Here is a 21,464-nt window from a genome sequence, read left to right on the forward strand (position 1 = left end):
CCATGCACGCCTGCGTCATCCACAAGGCGGGAGACCTCCGCGTCGAGGAGCTCACGCCGTCCGCGCCCGGTCCCACAGAGGTGGCGGTCACCGTCGCCTTCGGCGGCATCTGCGGATCCGACCTGCACTACTACCGCCACGGCCGTGTCGGTGACTTCACCGTGCGGGAGCCCATGGTGCTGGGCCACGAGATCGTCGGCCACGTGGCGGCCCTCGGTCCGGGTGCCGAGGGTCCGGCCGTGGGCACCCCGGTGGCCGTCCACCCGGCCACCCCGTGCGACCGCTGCGCCGAGTGCGGTGCCGGCCGGCGCAATGTCTGCGCCCACAGCCGCTACCTCGGCAGTGCCGCCCGCACGCCGCACGTCCAGGGCGGATTCGCCCAGCAGGTCACGGTCCCGGCCGCCCAGCTCCGTGCCCTTCCGCCGGGGCTCGACCCGCGCCGCGCGGTACTTGCCGAGCCGCTGTCCGTGGCCCTGCACGCGGTACGACGGGCAGGCGACGTACGCGGCAAGCGGGTGCTGGTCACCGGCGCGGGACCGATCGGCTGTCTCGTCACCGCCGTCCTGCACCACCGGGGGGCCGCCGAGGTCGTGGTGAGCGACCTGATGGACCCGCCGCTGCGGATCGCGGGGGCCTGCGGCGCCACCGGGCTCGTCCGCGCGGACGAGCCGGACGCCCCCGCCTGGGGAGCTTCGTTCGACGTCTCGGTGGAGGCGTCCGGGGCTCCCTCGGGACTGCGGACCTGCGTGGAGCGGACCGGCCGGGGCGGCACGGTCGTCCTCCTCGGACTGCTGCCTCCCGGCGAGGTTCCGCTGCTCGGGAACATCACCGTCACCCGCGAACTGGACCTGCGCGGCGCCTTCCGGTTCGACACCGAGTTCGACGAGGCGATCGAACTGCTCGCCGGCCCCCTGCCGGTCGACGCCGTCGTGACCCACACCTTCCCCCTCGCCGACGCGAAGGCGGCCTTCGACATCGCCCACGACCGCACGGTCGCCTCGAAGGTGCTGCTGGACCTGACACACGCCTGAGGACGAGTGGCCCCGACCGGGTCGGCGATTCGGTCCCATCGGTCGCCGAGGCATCTCCTCTTCGCGGTCCCGAGCACCGCTGACCAGCGAAAACGGCATCGCGGTACGATGTGGCCCGGCAGCAGCCTGCACCGGTACGGGGAGAGGGGTCAGGCGACGATGCACGTGTCGGAGGTCCGGCGTGCGGTGGCGGCGGCCCTGTCGATCGCCTCGTCACTCGGCCTGACCGCCGACGACGCGATCGTTCTCCATGACTCGAACAAGCTGACGCTGCGGCTGCTGCCCTGTGACGTCCTGGCCCGGGTGGCACCTGTGGCACATCAGGTCGCGCAGTTCGAGGTCGAGCTTGCCCAGCGGCTCGCCGCAGCCGGGTGCCCGGTGGCTGCTCTGGAGCCTCGGGTGGAGCCACGCGTCCATGAGCGTGACGGCTTCGCGGTCACGCTGTGGACCTACTACGCACCCGAGGCACCTCGTCGAGAGGTCCCACCGGCCGACTTCGCCCATGCGCTGGACCGGCTGCATGCCGGCATGCGCGAACTCGACGTCCCGACGCCGCACTTCACCGACCGGGTCGCACAGGCTCAGCGACTCGTGGCGGACCGCGACCGCACTCCGGCGCTCGCCGACGCGGACCGGGCACTGCTCGGCGACACCTTGCACGGCCTGGGACGAGCGATCGGCCGGCGCGGCGGCGGCGAGCAGCTGCTGCACGGCGAACCGCACCCGGGCAACGTGCTCACCACGAAGAACGGGCTGCTGTTCATCGACCTGGAGACGTGCTGCCGCGGGCCCGTCGAGTTCGACCTCGCCCATGCGCCCGAAGAAGTCGGCGAGCACTATCCGGGGGCCGACCAGGACCTGCTGCGCGCGTGCCGGATCCTCGTGCTGGCGATGATCACAACGTGGCGCTGGGACCGGGACGACCAGTTCCCGGACGGGCACCGGGTGGGCAGGGAGTGGCTCGATCAGATCCGGGCCGCACTCGATCAGGGCGGACCGGGCGCCCGCGGTTGATCGCAGACCTTCGAGGTCGCGGCCGGCAGCAGTCGGGCACCGAGCAGGACCGCGCAGGATCCGGCGGTCAGCAGTCCGCCGGCGAGGAAGGCGTCCCGCACGCCGGCGAGTGACAGGATCAGTCCGCCGAGCGCGGCGCCCGCCGCGATGCCGGCGTTGTAGGAGCCGGAGTTCGCCGCGAGTGCGAGGTCGGTGCGGCCCGGTGCGCAGTGCAGCATCTCGTTCTGGGCGGCCATGAACACCGGCCCGAGTGCACCGCCCATGAGGACCAGGAACACCACCGCCCCCACCGGATCCCCGCCGGCCGCATACAGGCCGAGCATGCCCACCGCCTGCGTGCCCACGGCGGCGGGCAGCGCGGCGTACGGGAAGCGGTCCAGGAACGCCCCGGTGATGCTCACTCCGGCCAGGCAGGCGGCACCGAACACCACGAGCAGGGTGGTGACGGCGCTCGGGGAGAAGCCGCCGACCTCGCCCAGGAACCGCACGAGGTAGGTGTACCCGGCGAACGCTCCCGTCGCGGACAGGGTCCCGGCCGCCAGTACCGTCCCGAACCGGCGGGCGTCGGGCCTGGTCGCGTAGGCGGCGGGCTCGTCCTGCGGCCGCGAGGTCGGCAGCAGCGCAGCGATCGTCGTCAGGGAGATCAGCCCGCAGGCGGCCGGTAGGGCGACCGGCACCCGCCAGTCGCTGTGCCGGCCCAGCCAGGTCCCGGCGGGAACACCGAGGACGAGGGCGCATGAACCCGCGACGGACAGCGCCCCGACCACGCGCCCGCGCACCCCTGGTGCGAACAGGCCCACCGCGACCGGCCCCGTCACGGCCCAGAAGAGCGCCTGGGCGAGCGCGGTCAGCAGCCTCGCCACGAGAAGCGTCCAGTAGGCGGTCGCCAGCGCCGCGACCAGGCTGGACACGACGAGCGCGGCCAGCAGCGCCGTAAGGACATGCCGTCGGGGCACGGCCCGTACGACGTGCGCGATCGGCACGGACGCGACGGCCACCGCGACGCCGTAACCGGTGACCAGGAGACCGACCGCCGGCAGGGACACCCGAAGGCTTCCGGAGATGAGTTCCAGGAGGCCGATCGGGAGGCTCTCGGCGGTGTTGAACGTGAAGGCGGCCAGCATCAGGGCCGCGAGCACCGCCGACCGGTGCCACGGAGCCGGCTGCCGTGCGGTCGCACGGCCGTGTCCGGGCCCTGCCCGTCGCACCTGTCCCGTGACGCCGTCCATCCCTACACCTCACCGGTCTCATGGAGCCCGCGGCAACCGAATTCCGTGTCCGGGAAACCGGGCGCAACCATTCGCCGGGGTGGCGTGTCTGAGTCAAACGTCAAGATCAACGCCGACCGGGTTCGGTCGGCCCGCCGAACTCTCGCGCCGGGACGGCGACTTGTCGTCGTCGCTCCCGGCGCTTCTCCCACGGAGAACACATGCGTATACGCACCACCGCGGCCGTCGCCGTCGCCTGCGGCGCCGCCGCGCTGACCTGTGCCGCCGTTCCGGCCGCCACCGCCGCCGATGCCCCGGCTTCCGTCCGGCCCTGGCAGCTCACCGGCACATCCGCCGGCAGCGGCGGGCAGACCGCCCTCACGGCCGCGACCGCGAAGGCCAAGCAGCCCTACGCCCTGGCCGTCACCTTCTCGAAGGTGAAGGTCGCCGGCGGCAGGTCCGCCGTGTCCGTGGGCACGGACGCCATCGTGCACCTGTCCTACAGCTTCGCCCTCACGGCGACCGACGTGGACGTCTCGGCCCCGGACTTCTACGTCGGTCTCGACCTGTACCGGGGCTCCGCCACCAAGCCGGCGAACGACCTCTACGGCGACCAGCCGGCCTCCTGCGACGTGACCTCCTCCGAGTCCTCGTCCGACAAGGTCGTCACCGGCATGAAATGCACGGGGAAGGTGGACATCTACCCGCGCTCGGACCTGCACGACGCCGACGCCGGGGCCACCTGGCATGCCGTGGCCTGGGCGATCGCCTACAACGGCCAGAACCAGCAGGAACCGGCCGACGTCAGCAAGATCGGCACCGCCGACCTGGCCGGGCAGTCCTCCCCCACGGTCCGCCGCCTGTCCAAGCTCACCGTGAACGCCACGCCCGAGCCGGTCGGGAAGGGCAGGACGCTCACCGTCACCGGCGCCCTCACCCGCGCCGACTGGGACACCCACAAGTACGCCGGCTACACCGGGCAGAAGGTCAGGCTCCAGTTCCGCAGGAAGGGGACCAGCACCTACACCACCCTCAAGACCGTCACCACGGACAGCCACGGCAAGCTCAGGGCGACGTACAAGGCGAGCGCCGACGGCTACTGGCGCTACTCGTTCGCCGGGACGACCACCACCCCGGCCGTCTCCGCCGCGGGCGACTTCGTCGACGTGAGGTAAGCCCCCGTACCCACGTCCCGTTGCCCTGAGTACGGCTACTCATGCCGCCCCGCGCCGGGGCCGGGACGATGGGCGGTGTCGGCGTGTGACAGGGGACGGAGACGGGGGCATGGGCAGACTTCTCGGAGGGGTGGCGGCCGTCGTGGCGGCGGCCGCGGCGTTGGTCTTCGCGTATGTGGCAGGGGCACCGCCCGCGGTGGTGTTCGCCGTGGGGGCGGGTGTGCTGAGCCTGCTGTGGCTGCTGCTCCTGCTCACCCTGCCCTGGAACCTGTACTTCCGGGCGCATGCGGTACTCGCCGAGATCGCGGTCAGCCGGGACAAGGGCATACAGGTCCCGGCGGCCCGGGACGCCGAGGCGGCGCGCATCGCCCGTGCGATGCTCAGGGCGGCGGTCGCGGGGCACGTCCTGACGGCGGTGGTCGTCGTCGCGGTCACCTGGGCGACGGGCGAGTTCACGGGGTACTGGTTCGCCGCGTTCTTCCTGCTGAGCACCTTCTTCCGGCCGGCCGGCGCGTACTTCGCCCAGCTCCGCAGGCGGCTTGGCACCCTCCTGAAGGACGTCAGGTATCCGCGGGACGACGTCGTCGAGCTGCACTCCCGGCTGAACCGGGCCGAGGCCGGGACCCGGGTCCTGGAGGAGAAGGCGGAGGAACAGTACCGGGCCCTCGCCGAACTGCGCCGGACCGTGGACGCGTTGGCCATGGGCTCGTACGAGCGGGCCGAGGAGGCGGACCGCAGGATCGCGGCGCTGGGCAGGCAGTTCGAGTCCACGGTCAACCGCCTCACCGACAACCAGGAGATCATCGCGGGCGTCAAGGCGTTCCTGCGGCTGCTGCACTCCGCCGACGCACCCGACGGCACCCCGGCATCGGGGTGAGCGGCCGCCGTCCCCGCCCGCGCTGTCTAGGGTTGGGGCATGGAAGCCAGTACAACACCCCCCGCCCCGGCCGCCGTTGACCCCGCGGAGCTGCTCGCCGACCCGTACGCCGGGTACGCCCGGCTGCGGGAGGCCGGGCCCGTGCACCGGGTCGCCGGCACCGACGGGCTGCCGGCCTGGCTGGTGACGCGGTACGAGGACGTGCGGCAGGCCCTGGCCGACCCGCGGCTCTCCCTCGACAAGGCCAACGCCAAGCCCGGCGGCTACCGCGGGCTCGCGCTGCCGCCCGCGCTCGACGCCAACCTGCTGAACATGGACCCGCCCGACCACACCCGCGTCCGGCGCCTGGTGTCCCGGGCGTTCACGCCCCGCCGGATCGCCCTGCTGCGCGAACCGGTCCGGCGGACCGCCGACGCGCTGCTCGACGCCATGGCACCCCTCGGCCGTGCCGATCTGATCGACGCCTACGCGGCGCCGCTGCCCATCGCCGTGATCTGCGAACTGCTGGGCGTGGCCGAGGAGGACCGGCCCGACTTCCGGTCCTGGACCGACGCCCTGGTCGTCCCCGACCCCGCCCGGCCCGAGCGGGCGAAGGAGGCCGTCGGGGCGCTGCTGGCCTTCTTCGCCCGGCTGCTCGCCCGCAAGCGTGCCGAGCCCGCCGACGACCTGCTCTCCGCGATGATCGCGGTACGGGACGAGGAGGACCGGCTCAGCGAGGACGAGTTGATGTCGCTGGCCTTCCTCATCCTGTTCGCCGGGTACGAGAACACCGTCCATCTGATCGGCAACGCCACTCTGGCGCTGCTCCAGAACCCCGCCCAACTGGCCGCGCTGCGCGCGGACCCGGACCGGCTCGGGCCGGCCGTGGAGGAGCTGGCCCGCTTCGACGGGCCCGCGCCGCTCGCCATCCGCCGCTTCCCGACCGAGGACGTCAGCATCGGCGGGGTCACCGTCCCGGCGGGCGAGACGGTGCTGCTGTCCCTGGCGGCGGCCCACCGCGACCCGCGCCGCTTCCCCGAGCCCGACCGGCTCGACATCGGCCGCGACGCCACCGGGCACCTGGCCCTCGGGCACGGCATCCACTACTGCCTCGGCGCACCGCTCGCCCGGCTGGAGGCCGAGATCGCGCTCGGCGCGCTGCTGCAGCGCTTCCCCCGTCTCGAACTCGACGTCCCGGCGGACCGGTTGGGGTGGCGTCCGTCGATGCGCACCCGGGGGCTGCTGGCCCTGCCCGTGCGCTACTGAGGGGTCCGGCCGGCGGGCACGCCGCGGCCCCCCGGGTGCTGCCGCACTGGCATCTCCGAGGGGCTGCGCTCCGGCGTGTCGTGCCGGGTGCCGGCGTCAGGTGCTGCGCCGGCGGGCCGGTGCGCGGGAGGCGGACTTGGGTTCCCGGGGCAGCGGCTTCGACGGTGCGGTGTCCCTGGTGTCGGGCACCTGGGCCTCGTCCCCGGTGTCGGGCACCCGGTCGCCGTCCTCGGTGGCGAGCACCTGGTCGCCGTACAGGTCCTGGAGCCAGTTGGTCTGGTAGATGGTGTCCAGGTAGCGCTCGCCGAGGTCCGGTGCGATGGCGACCGCGGTGAGGTCACCGGCGTCGTGCCGGGACAGCCAGTCCGTCGCGCCGCTGACCACGGTCCCGGTGGAGCCGCCGAACAGGAAGCCGTGCCGGGCCATGCGGTGGCACATCCGGATGGTGTCCGGCTCCTCCACCCGGATCACCTCGTCGACGAAGGACTCGTCGAGCAGCGGCGGGCGCATGCTCATGCCGAGGCCGGGGATCATCCGGCGGCCCGGTTCGCCGCCGAACGCCACCGAGCCCGCCGCGTCCACCGCGACGATCCGCACCGGCCGGTGCCACTCGCGGAAGTAGCGGGCGCAGCCCATGAGGGTTCCGGTGGTGCCCGCGCCGACGAACAGGACGTCCAGTTCGGGGAACCGGCGGGCGATCTCCGGGGCGGTCGTACGGTAGTGCGCCGTCCAGTTGCCCGCGTTGGTGTACTGGCTGAGCCAGACGTACCGGTCGTCCGACTCGCACAGCGAGCGGACGTACTCGATCCGGGTGCCCAGGAACCCGCCGTTCTCGTCCGGGTCGGCCACGATGTGCACCTCGCTGCCGAGGGCCTCCATCAGGAGTCGGGTCGACAGGTTGCAACGGGAGTCCGTCACGCACAGGAACCGGTAGCCCTTGCTCGCGGCGATCATGCTGAGTGCGACGCCGAGATTGCCGGAGGAGGACTCGACGAGCACGGAGTCCTCTTTCAGGATTCCGTCCCGCTCGGCGTTCTCCACCATCTCGTTGGCGGCCTTCAGCTTGATGGATCCGGCGAAGTTGAAGGCCTCGCACTTCAGATAGAGCGGGTGTCCGCAGATCGACTCCAGGTCGACGTAGAGATCGCCCTCGTTGAAGGCGTAGGGAGCGGAGATGACAGGCACGGCGGGCCTCCTGGTGCCGGGCCGAGGACGACGGCCTCAGCCGTACCGGCGCAGTTCGTGGAAGAAGTCATCGATGAGACAGAGGTCCCCGGCCCGGGACACCTCGTCGTAGACGTGCTTGCCGACGGCGAGGTCGAGGACGCCGAGTCCGAAGGGCGAGAAGATCACCGGGCGGTCGGGCGGCGGGGCGGCCCGTCCGGACATGACGTCGCCGAGGGTTCCGTTGAGGAAGTCGCGGCTGCCGGTGAGCTGTTCGACCAGGTGGGGTGACGTGTCGGCCTTGAGGCAGTGGTCGACGTCGTCGACGAAGTTGGCCGCACCCAGCAGGACCTCGGGGGCGAGGTCGCGCAGGGACACGTGCAGGACCAACGGGTTGTGGGTGAACCAGGCCGGGTCCGTGACATGGGGCCGGCCCGCGATGGTGGCGAAGACCACGAGGTCGCTGCCGCGGACCAGGTCCTCGGCGCTGTCGTGGACGGTGATCCGCGCTCCCGTGCCGGTCTGCTCCAGGTAGCCGCGGAAGCCGCCGGCGCTGTCTGCGGACAGGTCGTGCACGCCGATCTCGTCGAAGTCCCAGCCGGTGCCGGCCAGGAACATGTGGATGTAGCGGGCGATCAGGCCGGTGCCGAAGAACCCGACCCGGGTGGGACGGCCGCGGCCGCGGCTGAGCCAGTCTGCGGCCAGTGCCGCGGAGGCCGCGGTCCTGGTGGCGCTGATGATCGAGCTCTCCAGACAGGCGAACGGGTAGCCGGTGTCGTGGTCGTTGAGGACGAGCACCGCGGAGGCCCGCGGCAGCCCGGCGCCCACGTTCTCCGGGAAGCTGGAGACCCACTTCAGGCCGTCCACCTGGACCGTCCCGCCGAGGGAGGCCGGCAGCGCGATGATCCGCGAGGTCGGCCGGTCCTCGAAGCGCAGGAAGTACGACGGCGGGTTGACCGAGTCCCCGGCGTCGTGCAGCCGGTAGACGGTCTCGACCAGCTCCACGAGCTGTTTCTCGCGCCCGCTCAGCGCTCGCTGCACCTGCGCGCCGGTGATCACCGCGAAGGTCGGCACGGAGGCCCGGTCGGGCCCGGCCGCCCGGGCGGCCGAGGACAGTACGTCGGTCATCGCTCGCTCGCCTCCAGGGCCGGGCAGTCCTCGGCCGGCCGGACGGGTTCGCCCATGCCGACCACCACCTGCCGTTCGCCGGTGAACGCCTCTCTGCTGTGCGCGGTGCGGATGTTGTCCACCAGCAGCAGGTCGCCGCGCTGCCAGGGTTCGCGCCGGGTGTGTGCCTCGTAGGTGCTGTTGATCAGCTGGACGACGTCCTCGCCGATCGGGGTGCCGTCGCCGTGGCGGGTGTTGAACGGCAGTCCGTCCGCGCCGTAGACGTCCACCAGGTACTCGCGCACCTCGGGGGCGAGGGTCCACTCGTTGAGGAAGGCGATCTGGTTGAACCAGCAGCGCCGGCCCGTGAGCGGGTGCCGGACGACGGCGTTGCGGCGCTGCTCGGTGCGCAGGGAGCCGTCGGGCTGCCAGGTGAAGTCGATGGCGTTGGCCCGGCAGTAGCGTTCGATCTCGGCGTGGTCGCCGGTGCCGAAGGACTCGGTGAGGCTCGCGCCGATCTCGTCGTTGTAGGTGCGGGTGAGGATCCAGCCCTCGCGCTCGAAGCGTTCGACGAGCCCGCCGGGCAGTGCCCGCAGCACCTCTTCGGCGTCGGCCACCGCCGTCGCCCCGCCCTGTTCGGGCGCGGTGATGCAGGCGAACAGCATCAGGCCGGGCACCTGGAGCGGGTAACTCAGCTCGTGGTGCATGCACATGGGCTGGTTGGCCGGCCAGGGCGTGGACGCGTACACACCGGGCCGGTGGGCCTCGCGGGGGGCGAAGGCCTCCCGCTCCGTGAGGAGTTCCCCGGCCAGCTGTCCGAAGACGGCACCGGCCTGGTCGGGGTCGCGGAGTCCGAGGCCGCGGACGACCAGTGCGCCGTGCTCGGTGACCTGTGCGCGCAGCGCCTCGCGGTGCTCGGCCGCCCACTTCGGTGGGTCGTCGGGTGGATCGACGTGCAGGAGTGCTGGCTTGTCCGGCCGCAGCTCCACGTCGAGCGGTGATGCCAGGGATGAGAACGGCATCTCGGGTTCCTTTCGGTCGACCGCCTGGGGTGTGACGGGTCAGGAGGAGGCGAGGGGGAGGACGGTGGTCAGGACGGCCTGCGCGGCCTCGGCCGGGCGGGTGCGCAGGAAGTGGTGGCCGCCGTCGGGGAGTTCGTGCAGCTCGACGCGGTCGGCCAGGAGCAGCCAGTCCCGGTGGTGGCGGGCGTGGCCGGCGGTGTGCGGGTCGTCGGCGGCGACGACCACCGTGACCGGTGCGGACACCTTGCCGGGCGGCGGGGCTTCCAGGGCCGCGGCGAAGTAGCGGTGTGCCGCGACGCAGTCGTGCCGGTAGGCGGCGGCGATGTGGGCGGCGTGCCGCGGGTTCAGTTCGGCGAGTTCGGTGTGGCCGCCGTCGGCGGTCAGCCGTGCCGCGATGTCGGCGTCGCTCAGGTGCGCCAGTTCGGTGACGGCGGTGTGCCGTTCGGCGGCGGTGCCGAGCAACTGCGCGCCGAGGAAGAGCCGTTCCACCTGTACGCCCCGTTGCCAGAGTCTCCTGGCCGTCTCGACGGCCGGTGCGGCTCCGGAGGAGTGGCCCCAGAGCATGACCCGGGTCAGTCCGCGTGCCGTGATCTCGGCGGCGACCCGTTCGGCCACCTCCTCGACGGGTGCGAACGGCTCGGGGGACGCGGCCAGGTTGTGGCCGGGCGGCTCCACGGCGAGGACCGCGAGGCCGCTGCCCGCCAGGGCGCTCGCCATCGGCTGGTAGTTGACCGCGTTGCCGCCCGCGTACGGGAAGCAGACGAGGGCGCACGCGGAGGTGCCGTCGCCGTCCGCCAGGGTCAGCAGCAGCTCCGGGCGCTGCCGGGCCGGGCTGTCGAGGAGGGCTGCCAGATCGGCGAGGACCGGGTTGCGGGTGATGTCCTTCAGGGACACCGCGCGGTCGAGGGCGAGGCTGAGCTTGACCGCGGTCAGGGAGGTGCCGCCGGAGTCGAAGAAGTGGTCGGTGCGGCCGATCTGTTCCTCGGGCACGCCGAGCAGTTCGGCCCAGGCCGCGGCCAGCCTCCGCTCGGCCGGGCCGAGTTCGTCCCCCGCCGCCCGGTCCGTGCCGCCGGTCGGGCGGTGCCGGACACCGGCCGGGGCGGTCTCGGCCAGCCGGGTCAGGGCCTTCTTGTCGATCTTGCCGTTGGCGGTCAGCGGAAGGCTGTCCTGCCGGTGGAAGGCGGACGGCACCATGTAGGCGGGCAGCGCCGCGCCGAGCGCCTCGCGCAGGGCCTGCGGCTGCTGCCGGGTGCCGGAGTAGTAGGCGATGAGCTGCTTGCCGCCGCCGGGCCGCTCGGCGACGACCACCGCGCCGTCCCGTACGCCGGCCACCCGCAGCAGGCAGTTCTCGATCTCGCCGATCTCGATCCGGAACCCGCGGATCTTGACCTGGCTGTCCCGGCGGCCGAGGAACTCCAGCTTGCCGCCGGGGTGCCAGCGCCCCCAGTCGCCGCCCAGGTAGAGGCGTTCACCGGGCCGGTGCGGGTCGGTGCGGTACGCCTCCCGGGTGCGCTCGGGATCGTTGACGTAGCCGCGGCCCACGCAGACACCGGAGAAGGCGATCAGTCCGGGGGCGCCCAGCGGTACCAGGGACAGGTGCTCGTCGACGACGTGGACGCGGACGTTGTTGACGGCCCGGCCGAGCAGTACCCGCTCGGGCACCTCCCGGAGGAGCTCGTGGTTGGTGTCGTCCGACGTCTCCGTGAGCCCGTAGGCGTTGAGGAGCGCGATGCCCGGCTGGACCGCGAACCAGCGCTGGACCAGCTCCCGTTTGAGCGCCTCGCCGGTCACCGACACGCAGCGCAGGTCGGGCAGGGTGCGCGGGTGCTGCTCCAGGTAGGAGGCCACGACCTCCAGGTACGACGGCACCAGCTGGGCCACGCCGACCCGGCCGCGCTCCAGGGTGTCGGTGAACCGGGCCACGTCCGTGATCACGTCCTGCTCGACCAGCAGGGTCCGCCCGCCCACCAGCAGCGGGGCGACGAGCTGCCACAGGGAGATGTCGAAGCACTGCGGGGCGGTCTGCGCCACCACGGTCCCCTCGCCGATCGCGAGGTCGTCGATCTTGGCGTGGAGGTGGTTGAGCATGCCCGCGTGCTCGCACATCGCGCCCTTCGGCTCGCCGGTGGAGCCGGAGGTGAAGTAGATGTAGGCGAGCTGGCCGGGGTCGACGCGGATCCCGGGGTCGTCGTCGGCGTGCGGTTCGGCGTACGCCGTGTCGAACGGCAGCTTCTCGACGTCCGGCAGGGAGGCCAGCGCGGCGTCGAGGTTGTCCGTGCTGCCGGGCTCGGTCAGCGCCAGCCGGCAGCCGGCCCGGGACAGGGTGGCCTCGATCCGGCCGGCCGGGAAGTGCGGCTCGATCGGCAGGTACACGCCGCCCGCCTTGAACACGGCCAGCACCGCGGCCAGCCAGTCGAGGGTGCGCTCGGAGACGACGGCGACCACGTCCTCCCGGCCCACTCCCCGGGCCAGCAGGGCGCGCGCCAGCCTGTTGGCACGCCGGTTGAGTTCGTCGTACGTCCACTCCCGTGCGCCGTGTACGGCCGCCACGGCCCGCGGATGCGCCCGCACCCGCTGTTCGAAGAGTTCGTGCGCCCGGACGTCCGGCAGCGGGCGGTGCGGCCCGGCCAGGTCTTCCAGCTGCTCACGCCGCTCCTCGGCCGACAGCAGGCTCTGCCGGCTGTGGTCGGCGTCGGGGTCCGCCGTCAGCAGCCGCAGCGCGGCCAGGTGGTAGCCGCCGATGCGGGCGGCGGCCTCGGCGTCCAGGACGTCGGTGCGGTATCCCACGTGCAGCGTCAGCCGGCCGTCCCGGTCGGACCAGCGCACGTCCAGGACGCTCTCGCCGGCGGGGGTCTCCTGGACTCCGAGAGGGCCCCAGACGACCTCGTACGGCGGCTCGGTCAGCCCGAGTTCGCGGCGCAGCTTCGCCACCGGGTGGTCCCGGTGCGCCAGCACCTCCGCCTCGGCGTGCCCGGCGGCCGTGAGCAGGGCCGCCCAGCTCCCCGGAGGGACGGGCACCCGGCACGGCAGCGGCTCGCCGGCCGCGGTGCCGGCGTGGCCCGTGACCACCTCCGGCTCGCCGGAGAGCACGGCCAGCACCTTGAGGTGGGCGGCGAGCAGCGGCGCGCCGACCGGCAGGCCCTGCCGCCCGGCCAGTTCACGCACCGCCCGCGTCACGTCGTCCGGCACCGGCGTCTCGTGCCCGGCCGTTCCCGGCAGCGGTGCCCGCACCCACCGGGGCACGGAGGTGGCACCGCCTGCGGTCAGTGTCCGGGTCCAGAACTCCCGGTCGGTCTCCACGCGCGTTCCCATCGAATGGCCTTCCTCAACTCACGGTCGCCGTGGCGGCGTCGACGGCTGTCGCGACCCGGCCGGCGCCGGCGGAGCTGCTGTCGCGGTCCGGTGTGTCCACCGCGGGATTGCCGCCCCACTGGGCGTTCGGGGGGACTTCCTCGCCCTTCATGAGGAAGGAGTCGGGCGCCAGCACGGAGCCGTCGCCCATGGTCACGCCGTAGTGCACATGGGCGGCGACGCCCAGCGTGCAGCCGGCGCCGAGCCTGGTGACGTCGGACTTGAAGGTGCCGTCCTCCTGCGAGTGGCACTGGATCTTGCTGCCGGCGTTCAGGGTGCAGTCGTCGCCGATGGTGCCGAGGGTCCGCTCGGTCAGGTAGCAGCCGTCGTCGAACACCCGGCGGCCGATGCGCACCCCCAGCAGCCGCCAGACCAGGCTCTTGAACGGGGTGCCGTTGAAGATGTTGAGGAAGTGGTCCGGCACCTTCCACAGCCGTTCGTGCCACCAGAAGTACGGGTCGTAGATGGAGCACAGCCGGGGGCGCAGCGCGCGGAAGGAGCCGAGGCAGCGCTCCACCAGGATGAAGTACCCGGCGGAGAAGGCGAGGGTGAGCGCCAGGTAGCCGGCGATCACCACATGTCCGAGCACGCCGTACAGGTCCACGGAGGCGAGGCCGAACAGGGTGAGCGCGAAGGTGTGCAGCCAGCGCACGAACAGCATGAGCGCCATGGAGCGGAGGTTGTAGCGGTTCTTCGCGGCCAGCCGTTGACGAAACGTTTCGCCAGTCCGGAGATGGTCGAACCGGGTATCGCGCTCCACCGAGCGGGGGATCTCGAAGCACGGTGAGCCGAGGAGCCCCACGCCCTCCCGGATCTCGCCGTCGAGGGGAACCATCACCTTCGTCGCGAGCAGGCAGTTCTCCCCGGTCCTGGCGCCCGCCGGATAGGCGATGTTGTTGCCCAGGAAGTTGTGCGCCCCGATGGTGGCCCGGGACAGCCGGAAGGAGGTGCTGGAGAAGTCGGCGTTGAGGACGGAGAGGCCGTCGGCCACCATCGTCCCGCTGCCGACACTGACCAACAGCGGTGTCTCGTGCTGCACTTCGGTGCCGAAGTTCGACCCGGTCTGCTCCACCTTCGACAGGTCGTATCCGATGCCGCGGAGGTAGCCCACGATGTAGGAGCTGTCGCCGAAGAGCCAGGCGAAGAACTTGATGTTGGTCATGCGGGCCGTGGTGCGTTGCAGCGCGTAGTGGAATCCGTAGAGCGGATAGACCTTGTCGGGCTTGACCAGGAGGCCCACCAGGCGCGGCAGGGTGCACAGGGCGGCCAGCCCCAGGACCAGGAACCCGAAGAACAGCACGCCGGAGAGCAGCAGCGCGTCGGGGACCAGCTGCGACCAGCCGAGCGCGACCGTGGCCGGGTTGAGTCGCTTGCCGATCGCCGGTACCTCGGTGAACAGCATGTAGACGCCGCCGACGGCCAGCGGGATGTACAGGAAGACCAGCTGGAGCAGGGTGCCGAGGCCGAACCAGGCGCGGCGCAGGGTGCCGCAGCTCGCCGGGGCGACCCGGATGTAGTCGGTCCGGGTGGGCTCCGCCGGGGATCCGTGCCAGCGCTCGTCGTCCGGGACCGCCTGGCCGCGGTGCAGGGCCGAGGAGTGGCCGAGCTGGGCGCCGTGGCCGAGGGAGGTGTCGATGTCCAGGACGGTCTTCTCGCCGACGAAGGCGTCCGCACCGAGGGTGATCCGGCCGGTCTGGATGTGTCCGGCGTACGCCCGGTAGCCGAGGAAGAAGGAGTCCTTGCGGATCACCGTGCCCGTGCCGATCGTCAGCAGGTCGGTGCAGACGGGAACGGAGTGGGAGAGGATCGTGACGCCCCTGCCGATCCGGGCGCCGAGGGCCCGCAGGTACAGCACGTACAGCGGGGTCCCGGTGAGGAAGACCATCGGGTTCGCGTGCAGCAGCACCTTGACGAGCCAGAAGCGCAGGTACGTCAGGCCCCAGACGGGGAACTCACGGGGGCGCCAGCGCCCGACGAGCACCCATTTCGCCAGCACGGGGATCGCGCACAGCGCCACGAACGCGGCGCTTCCGAAGAGCAACGACCGCAGGTAGATGTCGGCCAGCCCCTTGCCGGAGGCGATCCACTCGTATCCGGCGGCGGTGACGAACCCGGAGACCAGGGAGTAGCCCAGGAAGAGCAGCAACTGGGCGGTTCCGCAGAGCAGATGGGTCCACCGGTTCCCGCGCCGGTCCGGTGCCGGCATCGGCACGGGCGGCTGCGGGGTGTGCACCGGGCCGGCGGGGGCGGCCTCACCGAGCGCCGCCGCCAGGCTCTGGATGGTGGGGTGCCGGTAGACGTCCCGCATGGACGGCGACGGCAGATCGGCGGTCTTCCGTATTCGCGCGCAGAACTGGGCCATGACCAGGGAGTTGGCGCCGAGGTCGGTGAAGAAGTGGCCGTCGACCGGGACGGACTCGGCGTCGAGGAGGTCGGCCAGTGCCTGTGCGAGCCGCTGCTCGGTCTCCGCCGCCCTGGGGTCGGTGCCGGTCAGGGCGACGGCAGGTCCATCCGGCTCCGAAACGACCTCGGAGGACTGTTCCACCATGCGATCTCCTGGAGAACGTGGATGTTCCTGATCACGAACCGGCGGATTCAGTTTGTCCGGATAAGGGCGCCATCTGCCACTTGTCCCGTTGATTTGGGCGAGCGCCCGTCATGAGCCGTCAGGCCTGTATTCCCTTGGTTTCACGCCAGGGAGGGGAGTACGCGAATCACCCGAACGGCGGCCCCCCGGGCGGCGGCCTCACCCTGATCCGCCCCGCGCCGGCGGGAGTCCTCACCGGCGGCGCGGGGCCCGGATCCTCAGGGCGGGTCAGTCCTCGGCGCCGGCCCCGGCCATGGCGGTCTCCTGTGCCGCGATGCCGACGAAACGGCGTACGGCCTCCACGGGCATGTCGAGCCCCTCGGAGGCGGCAGGCTCATCACCGAACACCTGTACTGCCTCGGCGACGGCGACCGCCAGCTCGGCCTCCGCCTTGCGGACCTTCACCTCGGCCTTGTCCACCATGTCGACCACCGCCAGCTGGCGGCGCTGCTTCTCCTGGAGTCGCTGCTTACGAGAAGGCGTCGTTCTGTCAGAGTTCTGCACTGTCACGACCAAGATCATATGCAGGCCTGCGCACCCGCAGGAAATCGGTAACTCAGCCTTCCCGAAGACCCGTTCGACGCCCCGGCGGGCTCCCGCGTCAGGCCGTCAGCGTCGCCCAGACCGCGTGCCCGCTGGTGAGCCTCGACCGGTCCACGCCCCAGGAGTCGGAGAGCTGCTCGACGAGCAGCAGCCCCCGGCCGCCCTCGTCGTCGGGGCCGGGCTCGCGCCGGGGCAGGCCGCGGCCGGAGTAGTCGTGGTCGTGGACCTCGACCCGCAGGCATCCGTCGGCGACCAGTCCCATGCCGCACAGGATCCGCACGCTCAACGTGTGGATGACGGCGTTGGTGGCCAGCTCGGAGACGAGCAGCACCGCGTCCTCGCACAGGTCCCGGGAGAGTCCCCACTCGCTGAGCCGGGCTCTCACGGAGCGACGGGCGACTCTGACGCTGGAGCGGTGCGAGGGCAGCTCGAGCCAGTGCGCCCGGTCGGGCGCGACGACGTCCAACAGGTCGCGGGGGGAGGTCACGTGGGGGGACACGATGGCTGCCTTCCGTAAGGCGGGCACGGCGGAGAGCGGGCGGAACAGGCGGAACGGGCAGAGCGCGGCAACGGTCGCACGGGGAGCGGGGCAACTCCCGTGATCGAGACCGCGATTTACCCAAGTAATCATGCGCGCATGCGAGTTCAGGCTGCAACCGGCTCCCTGATAATTTCAGAATGCGGGTATCGGTCTGGCCGGTTCAGCAAGTGCCTGTCACACTCGACCGGGTGACAGTCCCTCAGGAGGTAGGGCGTGAGCGAAGGCCGTTCGAACGCGGGTAGCACCAGTGCGCCCACCGTGCTGCGCATGATCCTGGGCCGCAGGCTCCAGGAGCGGCGCCAGGGCGCGGGCGTGTCACTGGAGGACGCGGCACGGGCGCTTCGGGTCACCCCCCTGACCATCCGCCGCCTGGAGAAGGCGGAGGTGACGCTCAAGCCCCTCTACGTGGAGAAGCTCCTCGAGACCTACGGCGCCGACCGGCAGGAGCGGGACGAGTTCGTCGCCTTCGCCGAGCGGGCCAACGAGCCCGGCTGGTGGCACACGTACCGGGATGTGCTGCCCACCTGGTTCAGCGCCTATGTGAGCCTGGAGACCGGCGCGAAGACCCTGCGCACGTACGAGCCGCACTACGCCACAGGTCTGTTGCAGACCCGGGAGTACGCGCGCCACGTGCTCAGCGGCGGCTTCCCGAACGACAGCGACGAGGACCTGGAGCGGCGGGTGAACCTGCGGCTGCGCCGGCAGGTCCTGCTGGAGCGCTCCGACGCGCCGACGCTGTGGGTGGTGATGGAGGAGGCCGTCCTGCACCGGGTGGTCGGCGGGCCCGAGGTGATGCGGGAGCAGATCGAACGGCTGCTGGAGGTCTCGGAGCTGGCCCACGTCAGCGTCGACGTCGTCCCGTTCACCGCCGGCGCCCATGTGGGCGCGTGCGCCCCGTTCACGTACTTCCGTTTCGCGGAGCCCGAGCTGCCGGACGTCGTCTACACCGAGGTCCTCTCCGGCGCGATGTACCTGGACCAGCGCTCCGACGTCGTCGCCCACCTGGAGGCGCACAACCGCATGTCCCTGCTGACCTCGGACGCGCACAGCAGGGCGCTCCTGAACCGCATGCGCAAGGAGTACTCATGACCACCTTCGACACCTCCTTCGACACCTCCTTCGACGGCAGTGCCCACGACGTGTACAACGGCATGCCCGCATCGGACCTGGGCGAGCAGGGCTGGGAGTCGCCCTGGAGCGGTCCCAACGGCGGTCAGTGCGTGCAGACGAAGCAGCTCGCCGACGGCCGGATCGCGCTGCGGCAGTCGACGGATCCGGCCGGCCCCGCGCTGATCTACACCCCGGAGGAGATCACCGCGTTCGTCGCGGGGATCAAACGGGGCCTCGCCGACCACCTGACCACAGGCTGACCCCTCCCCCGCGCTCCCCCTTCGAAAGGTTCAGGATGACCAACTCGCCCGTGGCCCGGGACATCGACACCAGCAGGCCCCACTCCGCCCGCATGTACGACTACTACCTGGGCGGCAAGGACCACTTCGAGGTCGACAAGCAGGCCGCGGAGAGCGTGGCGTCCGCCTACCCGGGCATCTTCGTGTGCGCGCGGGAGAACCGTGCCTTCATGCACCGGGCCACCCGTGTCCTCGCGCGCGAGCACGGCATCCGGCAGTGGCTCGACATCGGCACCGGCATCCCCACCGAGCCGAACCTGCACCAGGTGGCCCAGTCCGTGGTCCCCGACGCCCGGGTGGTGTACGCCGACAACGACCCGCTGGTGCTGAAGTACGCCGAGCGTCTGATGCGCAGCACGGCGGAGGGCCGGACCACCTACATCGAGGCGGACGTCAACGACCCGCAGACACTGCTCGACGCCCCCGAGCTGGCCGAGATACTGGACCTCGACCGGCCGGTGGCCCTGTCCCTCAACGCCCTGATGCACTTCGTGACGGACGCGCAGGACCCGTACGGCATCGTCAGCCGGCTGCTCGACGTGCTTCCCTCGGGCAGCGCGCTCGCGCTGAGCCACTGCACGCCCGACTTCGATCCGGACACCTGGCAGAAGGTCACCGACATCTACAACACCGCCGGAACCCCGGTGCAGTTCCGCTCGCGGGCGGACGTGGCGAGGTTCTTCGACGGGCTGGAACTGCTCGACCCGGGCGTGTCCGTCGGCCACCACTGGCGCCCGGACACCGAGCCGACCGCCACCGACGCGGAGGTCAGCCTGTGGACCGGGGTGGGCATCAAGCCGTAGGACCACTGCGAGGGGGGAAGAGCCTCCGGGCTGTCGTACCGCATGGGGGTGCGGTACGACAGCCCGGGGGTGTCAGCCGATGTGGTAGCTGTCGCCGTACACCTTCCAGTCCAGCGGGGTGTTCAGGCACAGGTTGCCCTTGTTGAGGAAGACCCGCTGCTCGGTGTCGACCCGGGTGGTGTCGCTGTGGGCCTCCTCCTGCTTCATGGCCCAGACCCGGGCGTCGAGGAAGGCGTTGAGGTACGTCGTCTCGTTGCCGCCCTGGGCCGGGGGCTTGGCGTGGCCGAGGGCGCGCTTGCGTATGTTGCGGAAGCTGGTGGCGTCGTCGCCGTCGCCGTGCATGACGATGGCGTCGTAGTAGGTGAACTGCCCCAGCGTGCCCAGCCCGTCCGTCTTGCCCTGCTGCACGGCCGGGTTGAAGTACACGCGGTCGCGTTCGTCGTTCTGGGCCTGCTGGAAGACGGTGTCCTGGGCGGCCTTGCGCCAGTCGGCGGGGAAGTTCGGGTCGAGGCCGCTGTGCGAGTCGGTGCCGTTGACCTGGCGCAGCGCCGGCAGGTACTTGGCCAGCACGTTGCCGGGCTTGCGGTCGGTGTAGAGCTGGACGAGGTCGAGCATGTCGCCGGTGCCGGAGCAGAAACCGATGATGCCGGCGGTGTAGCCGCGGCCGTCGCCGATGTCCTCGATGTACTTGTACTGCGCCTTCCAGTCGAGCGAGGAGTTCTCCGCGCTCGACACCAGCTTCATGGCGATCTCCTTCTTCGCCGGGTCGTCGAGGCCGACACAGCTCGCGGCCGCCTGGGCGGCGGAGGCGTGCGCGGGGCGCAGCAGCACGGCCCCGGCACCGACGGCGGACGCGCCGAGCAGGGCGAGCACGGCACGGCGGGAGGTCAGGACGGGGTTCGTCGTGGTGGTGTCGTTCGGATTCCGCACAGGGGCTCCAGTGGGGGGTTGAGATGAGTTTCCGATAGGAAGGTTTCCTATCAGTAGTCCCCACTGTTGTGTACCCGTCACACAGAAAGTTCGTAGAGTCGAACAAGGCCGCCGGTGCGGTGCGGTCACCCCGTGGCGGTCCAGGCTTTCGGCCCGATGCCGCGCCACTCGATCAGCTCGGGGTCGTCGACCGTCGTACTGGCCTCGGGCAGCCCCGCGCGACTCAGGAACTCCACGACGTCGAGCAGGTGGTACGCGGTGCCGACGTACTCTCCGCGAATGGTGACCCGCCGGCCACCGTCGGCGCCCGGCGGCTGCACGATCACAGGCGCGCCTTCCATAGTGTCCGAATGCCCCCGAGCAGCACAGATCATGCGGGGCCCCCGGCGCCCGGCCCGCCGGGCGCCGACATGGCCGTCCGGCGCGGGCGGGGCTCTCGCAGGCGGGGGCCGGAAATCGGTGGTTGGCCGAGAGTCTCGGGGGGCGGAGCGACGGGAGGGGAGGTCGGTGCATCCGATACGAGCCAATGTCCGCCGCCCGCGATGGCCGAACGGCCCCCGCTACGGGATCCGCGGGGCGGCTCGGGCGGATCGCCCGGCACTTGCGTATTTTGCCGGTCGATTACGGCTTCACATGCCGGTTACGGCATCTTCACAGCGCACGCACTTCAGGTCACTCGGTGTGCCGGACCGCTCACCCGGGGAGGCGTCCGCGCACGGGCCTGCCTAGCCTCCCCGCCATGCGATCACCACTGATGAGACGCTTCGGCCTCGGCGCCGCCCTCGCCCTGGCCCTCGCCCTGTTCGGACTGGCCCCCAGCGCGAGCGCCGACCCGGCGCCGGCCGAGCTCACCTTCGCCACCGACACCGCGACCACCACGCCCGGCGGCACGGTGAACCTGTCGATGACGATCACCAACAACAAGACCTACGACATCTGGTTCGTGTACCAGACGATCGACCCGACCTACCTGACCACGCAGCGCCCCGACCTGAAGTACAGCTTCACCGGATGCAGCCTGGCCGCGTCCGACGGCTCCGTCACCGCCTGCTCCGGCACCGGGCCCACCAACCTCGGCACCGACTACGGCGCCACCATCCCGCCCGGCCAGAGCCGCACCGTCACCCTGACGCTCAGCGTGGCCGCCGACTCCGGCTGCAACGGCAACATCGGCTTCTACTCGTACTACTACGCCGAGTTCAGCGACTCCACGAACACGAGCGGCGGCCCGGTCTACACGCCCGAGACCCGTGTCCTGTGCGCCTGACAGCCTGTCGGGGATGACCTGAAAAGGCCCGCGATCAGCCGACGATCCAGGGCCGGGCGCTCTCGCCCCCGTAGAGTGCCCGGCCTGCACCGCGGACGGAAAAACTGCCAACTCGGTTCCATAGAAGACCTGTTGGTCGCCTGCTTTTTTCCGTCACGTTTCGCAACACGACCGCGAAAGCTACACACAG

19 protein-coding genes are annotated in these 21,464 nt (G+C 71.5%); 9 read left to right on the forward strand and 10 right to left on the reverse strand.

The window, feature by feature from the left end; translation table 11 throughout:
* Positions 1-2: 2 nt before the first annotated feature.
* Positions 3-1,031 carry an L-idonate 5-dehydrogenase gene (locus ACWGKQ_RS26150; protein ID WP_453294377.1) on the forward strand — a complete coding sequence of 343 codons (1,029 nt, stop codon included), beginning with the start codon at positions 3-5 and terminating at the stop codon, positions 1,029-1,031.
* A 159-nt stretch (positions 1,032-1,190) separates the two neighbouring features.
* Positions 1,191-2,045, forward strand: a complete 855-nt coding sequence (locus ACWGKQ_RS26155) for a phosphotransferase (RefSeq protein ID WP_453294378.1) — start codon at positions 1,191-1,193, stop codon at positions 2,043-2,045.
* On the opposite strand, the gene ACWGKQ_RS26160 is transcribed toward ACWGKQ_RS26155, so the two are convergent.
* On the reverse strand, positions 2,018-3,169 hold the full coding sequence (locus tag ACWGKQ_RS26160; RefSeq protein WP_453294447.1) for an MFS transporter: 1,152 nt from the start codon (positions 3,167-3,169) through the stop codon (positions 2,018-2,020). The two genes, ACWGKQ_RS26155 and ACWGKQ_RS26160, sit on opposite strands and share 28 nt — an antisense overlap.
* Positions 3,170-3,474: 305 nt before the next feature.
* On the opposite strand from ACWGKQ_RS26160, the gene ACWGKQ_RS26165 reads away from it, so the two are divergent.
* The 3 genes from ACWGKQ_RS26165 (at position 3,475) to ACWGKQ_RS26175 (ending at position 6,550) form a co-directional block, all read left to right on the forward strand.
* The gene (locus ACWGKQ_RS26165) at positions 3,475-4,428 is read left to right on the forward strand and encodes a hypothetical protein (RefSeq protein WP_453294379.1); all 954 of its coding nucleotides are present in this window, start codon (positions 3,475-3,477) and stop codon (positions 4,426-4,428) included.
* 109 nt (positions 4,429-4,537) lie between these two features.
* A complete protein-coding gene (locus tag ACWGKQ_RS26170; protein ID WP_453294380.1) occupies positions 4,538-5,305 on the forward strand; it encodes a hypothetical protein in 768 nt (255 codons plus the stop codon).
* Between the two features lie 39 nt (positions 5,306-5,344).
* A complete protein-coding gene (locus ACWGKQ_RS26175; protein ID WP_453294381.1) occupies positions 5,345-6,550 on the forward strand; it encodes a cytochrome P450 family protein in 1,206 nt (401 codons plus the stop codon).
* Positions 6,551-6,646: 96 nt separating this feature from the next.
* On the opposite strand, the gene sbnA is transcribed toward ACWGKQ_RS26175, so the two are convergent.
* The 7 genes from sbnA to ACWGKQ_RS26210 form a co-directional block, all read right to left on the reverse strand.
* Complete coding sequence (sbnA, locus tag ACWGKQ_RS26180; RefSeq protein WP_453294382.1) at positions 6,647-7,735, reverse strand: 2,3-diaminopropionate biosynthesis protein SbnA; 1,089 nt, start codon at positions 7,733-7,735, stop codon at positions 6,647-6,649.
* Between the two features lie 36 nt (positions 7,736-7,771).
* Positions 7,772-8,842, reverse strand: a complete 1,071-nt coding sequence (sbnB, locus tag ACWGKQ_RS26185; protein WP_453294383.1) for a 2,3-diaminopropionate biosynthesis protein SbnB — start codon at positions 8,840-8,842, stop codon at positions 7,772-7,774.
* Positions 8,839-9,843 carry a TauD/TfdA family dioxygenase gene (locus ACWGKQ_RS26190; protein ID WP_453294384.1) on the reverse strand — a complete coding sequence of 335 codons (1,005 nt, stop codon included), beginning with the start codon at positions 9,841-9,843 and terminating at the stop codon, positions 8,839-8,841. The genes sbnB and ACWGKQ_RS26190 overlap by 4 nt, the downstream gene beginning before the upstream one ends.
* A gap of 39 nt (positions 9,844-9,882) precedes the next feature.
* A complete protein-coding gene (locus ACWGKQ_RS26195) occupies positions 9,883-13,155 on the reverse strand; it encodes a non-ribosomal peptide synthetase (RefSeq protein WP_453294385.1) in 3,273 nt (1,090 codons plus the stop codon).
* Positions 13,156-13,168: 13 nt separating this feature from the next.
* The gene (locus ACWGKQ_RS26200; RefSeq protein WP_453294386.1) at positions 13,169-15,742 is read right to left on the reverse strand and encodes a Pls/PosA family non-ribosomal peptide synthetase; all 2,574 of its coding nucleotides are present in this window, start codon (positions 15,740-15,742) and stop codon (positions 13,169-13,171) included.
* Positions 15,743-16,009: 267 nt separating this feature from the next.
* Entirely contained in the window at positions 16,010-16,291 is a 282-nt protein-coding gene (locus ACWGKQ_RS26205) for a hypothetical protein (protein WP_453294387.1), read from the reverse strand.
* Between the two features lie 91 nt (positions 16,292-16,382).
* Entirely contained in the window at positions 16,383-16,823 is a 441-nt protein-coding gene (locus ACWGKQ_RS26210) for an ATP-binding protein (RefSeq protein WP_453294388.1), read from the reverse strand.
* Between the two features lie 255 nt (positions 16,824-17,078).
* Here ACWGKQ_RS26210 and ACWGKQ_RS26215 point away from each other — a divergent pair, with 255 nt between their 5' ends.
* The 3 genes from ACWGKQ_RS26215 to ACWGKQ_RS26225 are packed head-to-tail and all read left to right on the forward strand — an operon-like array spanning position 17,079 to position 19,077.
* Positions 17,079-17,954 carry a helix-turn-helix domain-containing protein gene (locus ACWGKQ_RS26215; protein WP_453294389.1) on the forward strand — a complete coding sequence of 292 codons (876 nt, stop codon included), beginning with the start codon at positions 17,079-17,081 and terminating at the stop codon, positions 17,952-17,954.
* A complete protein-coding gene (locus ACWGKQ_RS26220; RefSeq protein ID WP_453294390.1) occupies positions 17,951-18,235 on the forward strand; it encodes a DUF397 domain-containing protein in 285 nt (94 codons plus the stop codon). The genes ACWGKQ_RS26215 and ACWGKQ_RS26220 overlap by 4 nt, the downstream gene beginning before the upstream one ends.
* Positions 18,236-18,270: 35 nt before the next feature.
* Positions 18,271-19,077 carry an SAM-dependent methyltransferase gene (locus ACWGKQ_RS26225; protein WP_453294391.1) on the forward strand — a complete coding sequence of 269 codons (807 nt, stop codon included), beginning with the start codon at positions 18,271-18,273 and terminating at the stop codon, positions 19,075-19,077.
* 72 nt (positions 19,078-19,149) lie between these two features.
* Here the strand turns inward: ACWGKQ_RS26225 and ACWGKQ_RS26230 are convergent, their stop codons facing one another.
* On the reverse strand, positions 19,150-20,007 hold the full coding sequence (locus ACWGKQ_RS26230; RefSeq protein ID WP_453294392.1) for a chitosanase: 858 nt from the start codon (positions 20,005-20,007) through the stop codon (positions 19,150-19,152).
* Between the two features lie 125 nt (positions 20,008-20,132).
* Entirely contained in the window at positions 20,133-20,333 is a 201-nt protein-coding gene (locus ACWGKQ_RS26235) for a hypothetical protein (RefSeq protein ID WP_453294393.1), read from the reverse strand.
* A 413-nt stretch (positions 20,334-20,746) separates the two neighbouring features.
* On the opposite strand from ACWGKQ_RS26235, the gene ACWGKQ_RS26240 reads away from it, so the two are divergent.
* Positions 20,747-21,274, forward strand: a complete 528-nt coding sequence (locus tag ACWGKQ_RS26240; protein WP_453294394.1) for a hypothetical protein — start codon at positions 20,747-20,749, stop codon at positions 21,272-21,274.
* Positions 21,275-21,464 lie beyond the last annotated feature (190 nt).

Source organism: Streptomyces sp. NPDC054770, assembly GCF_053611985.1.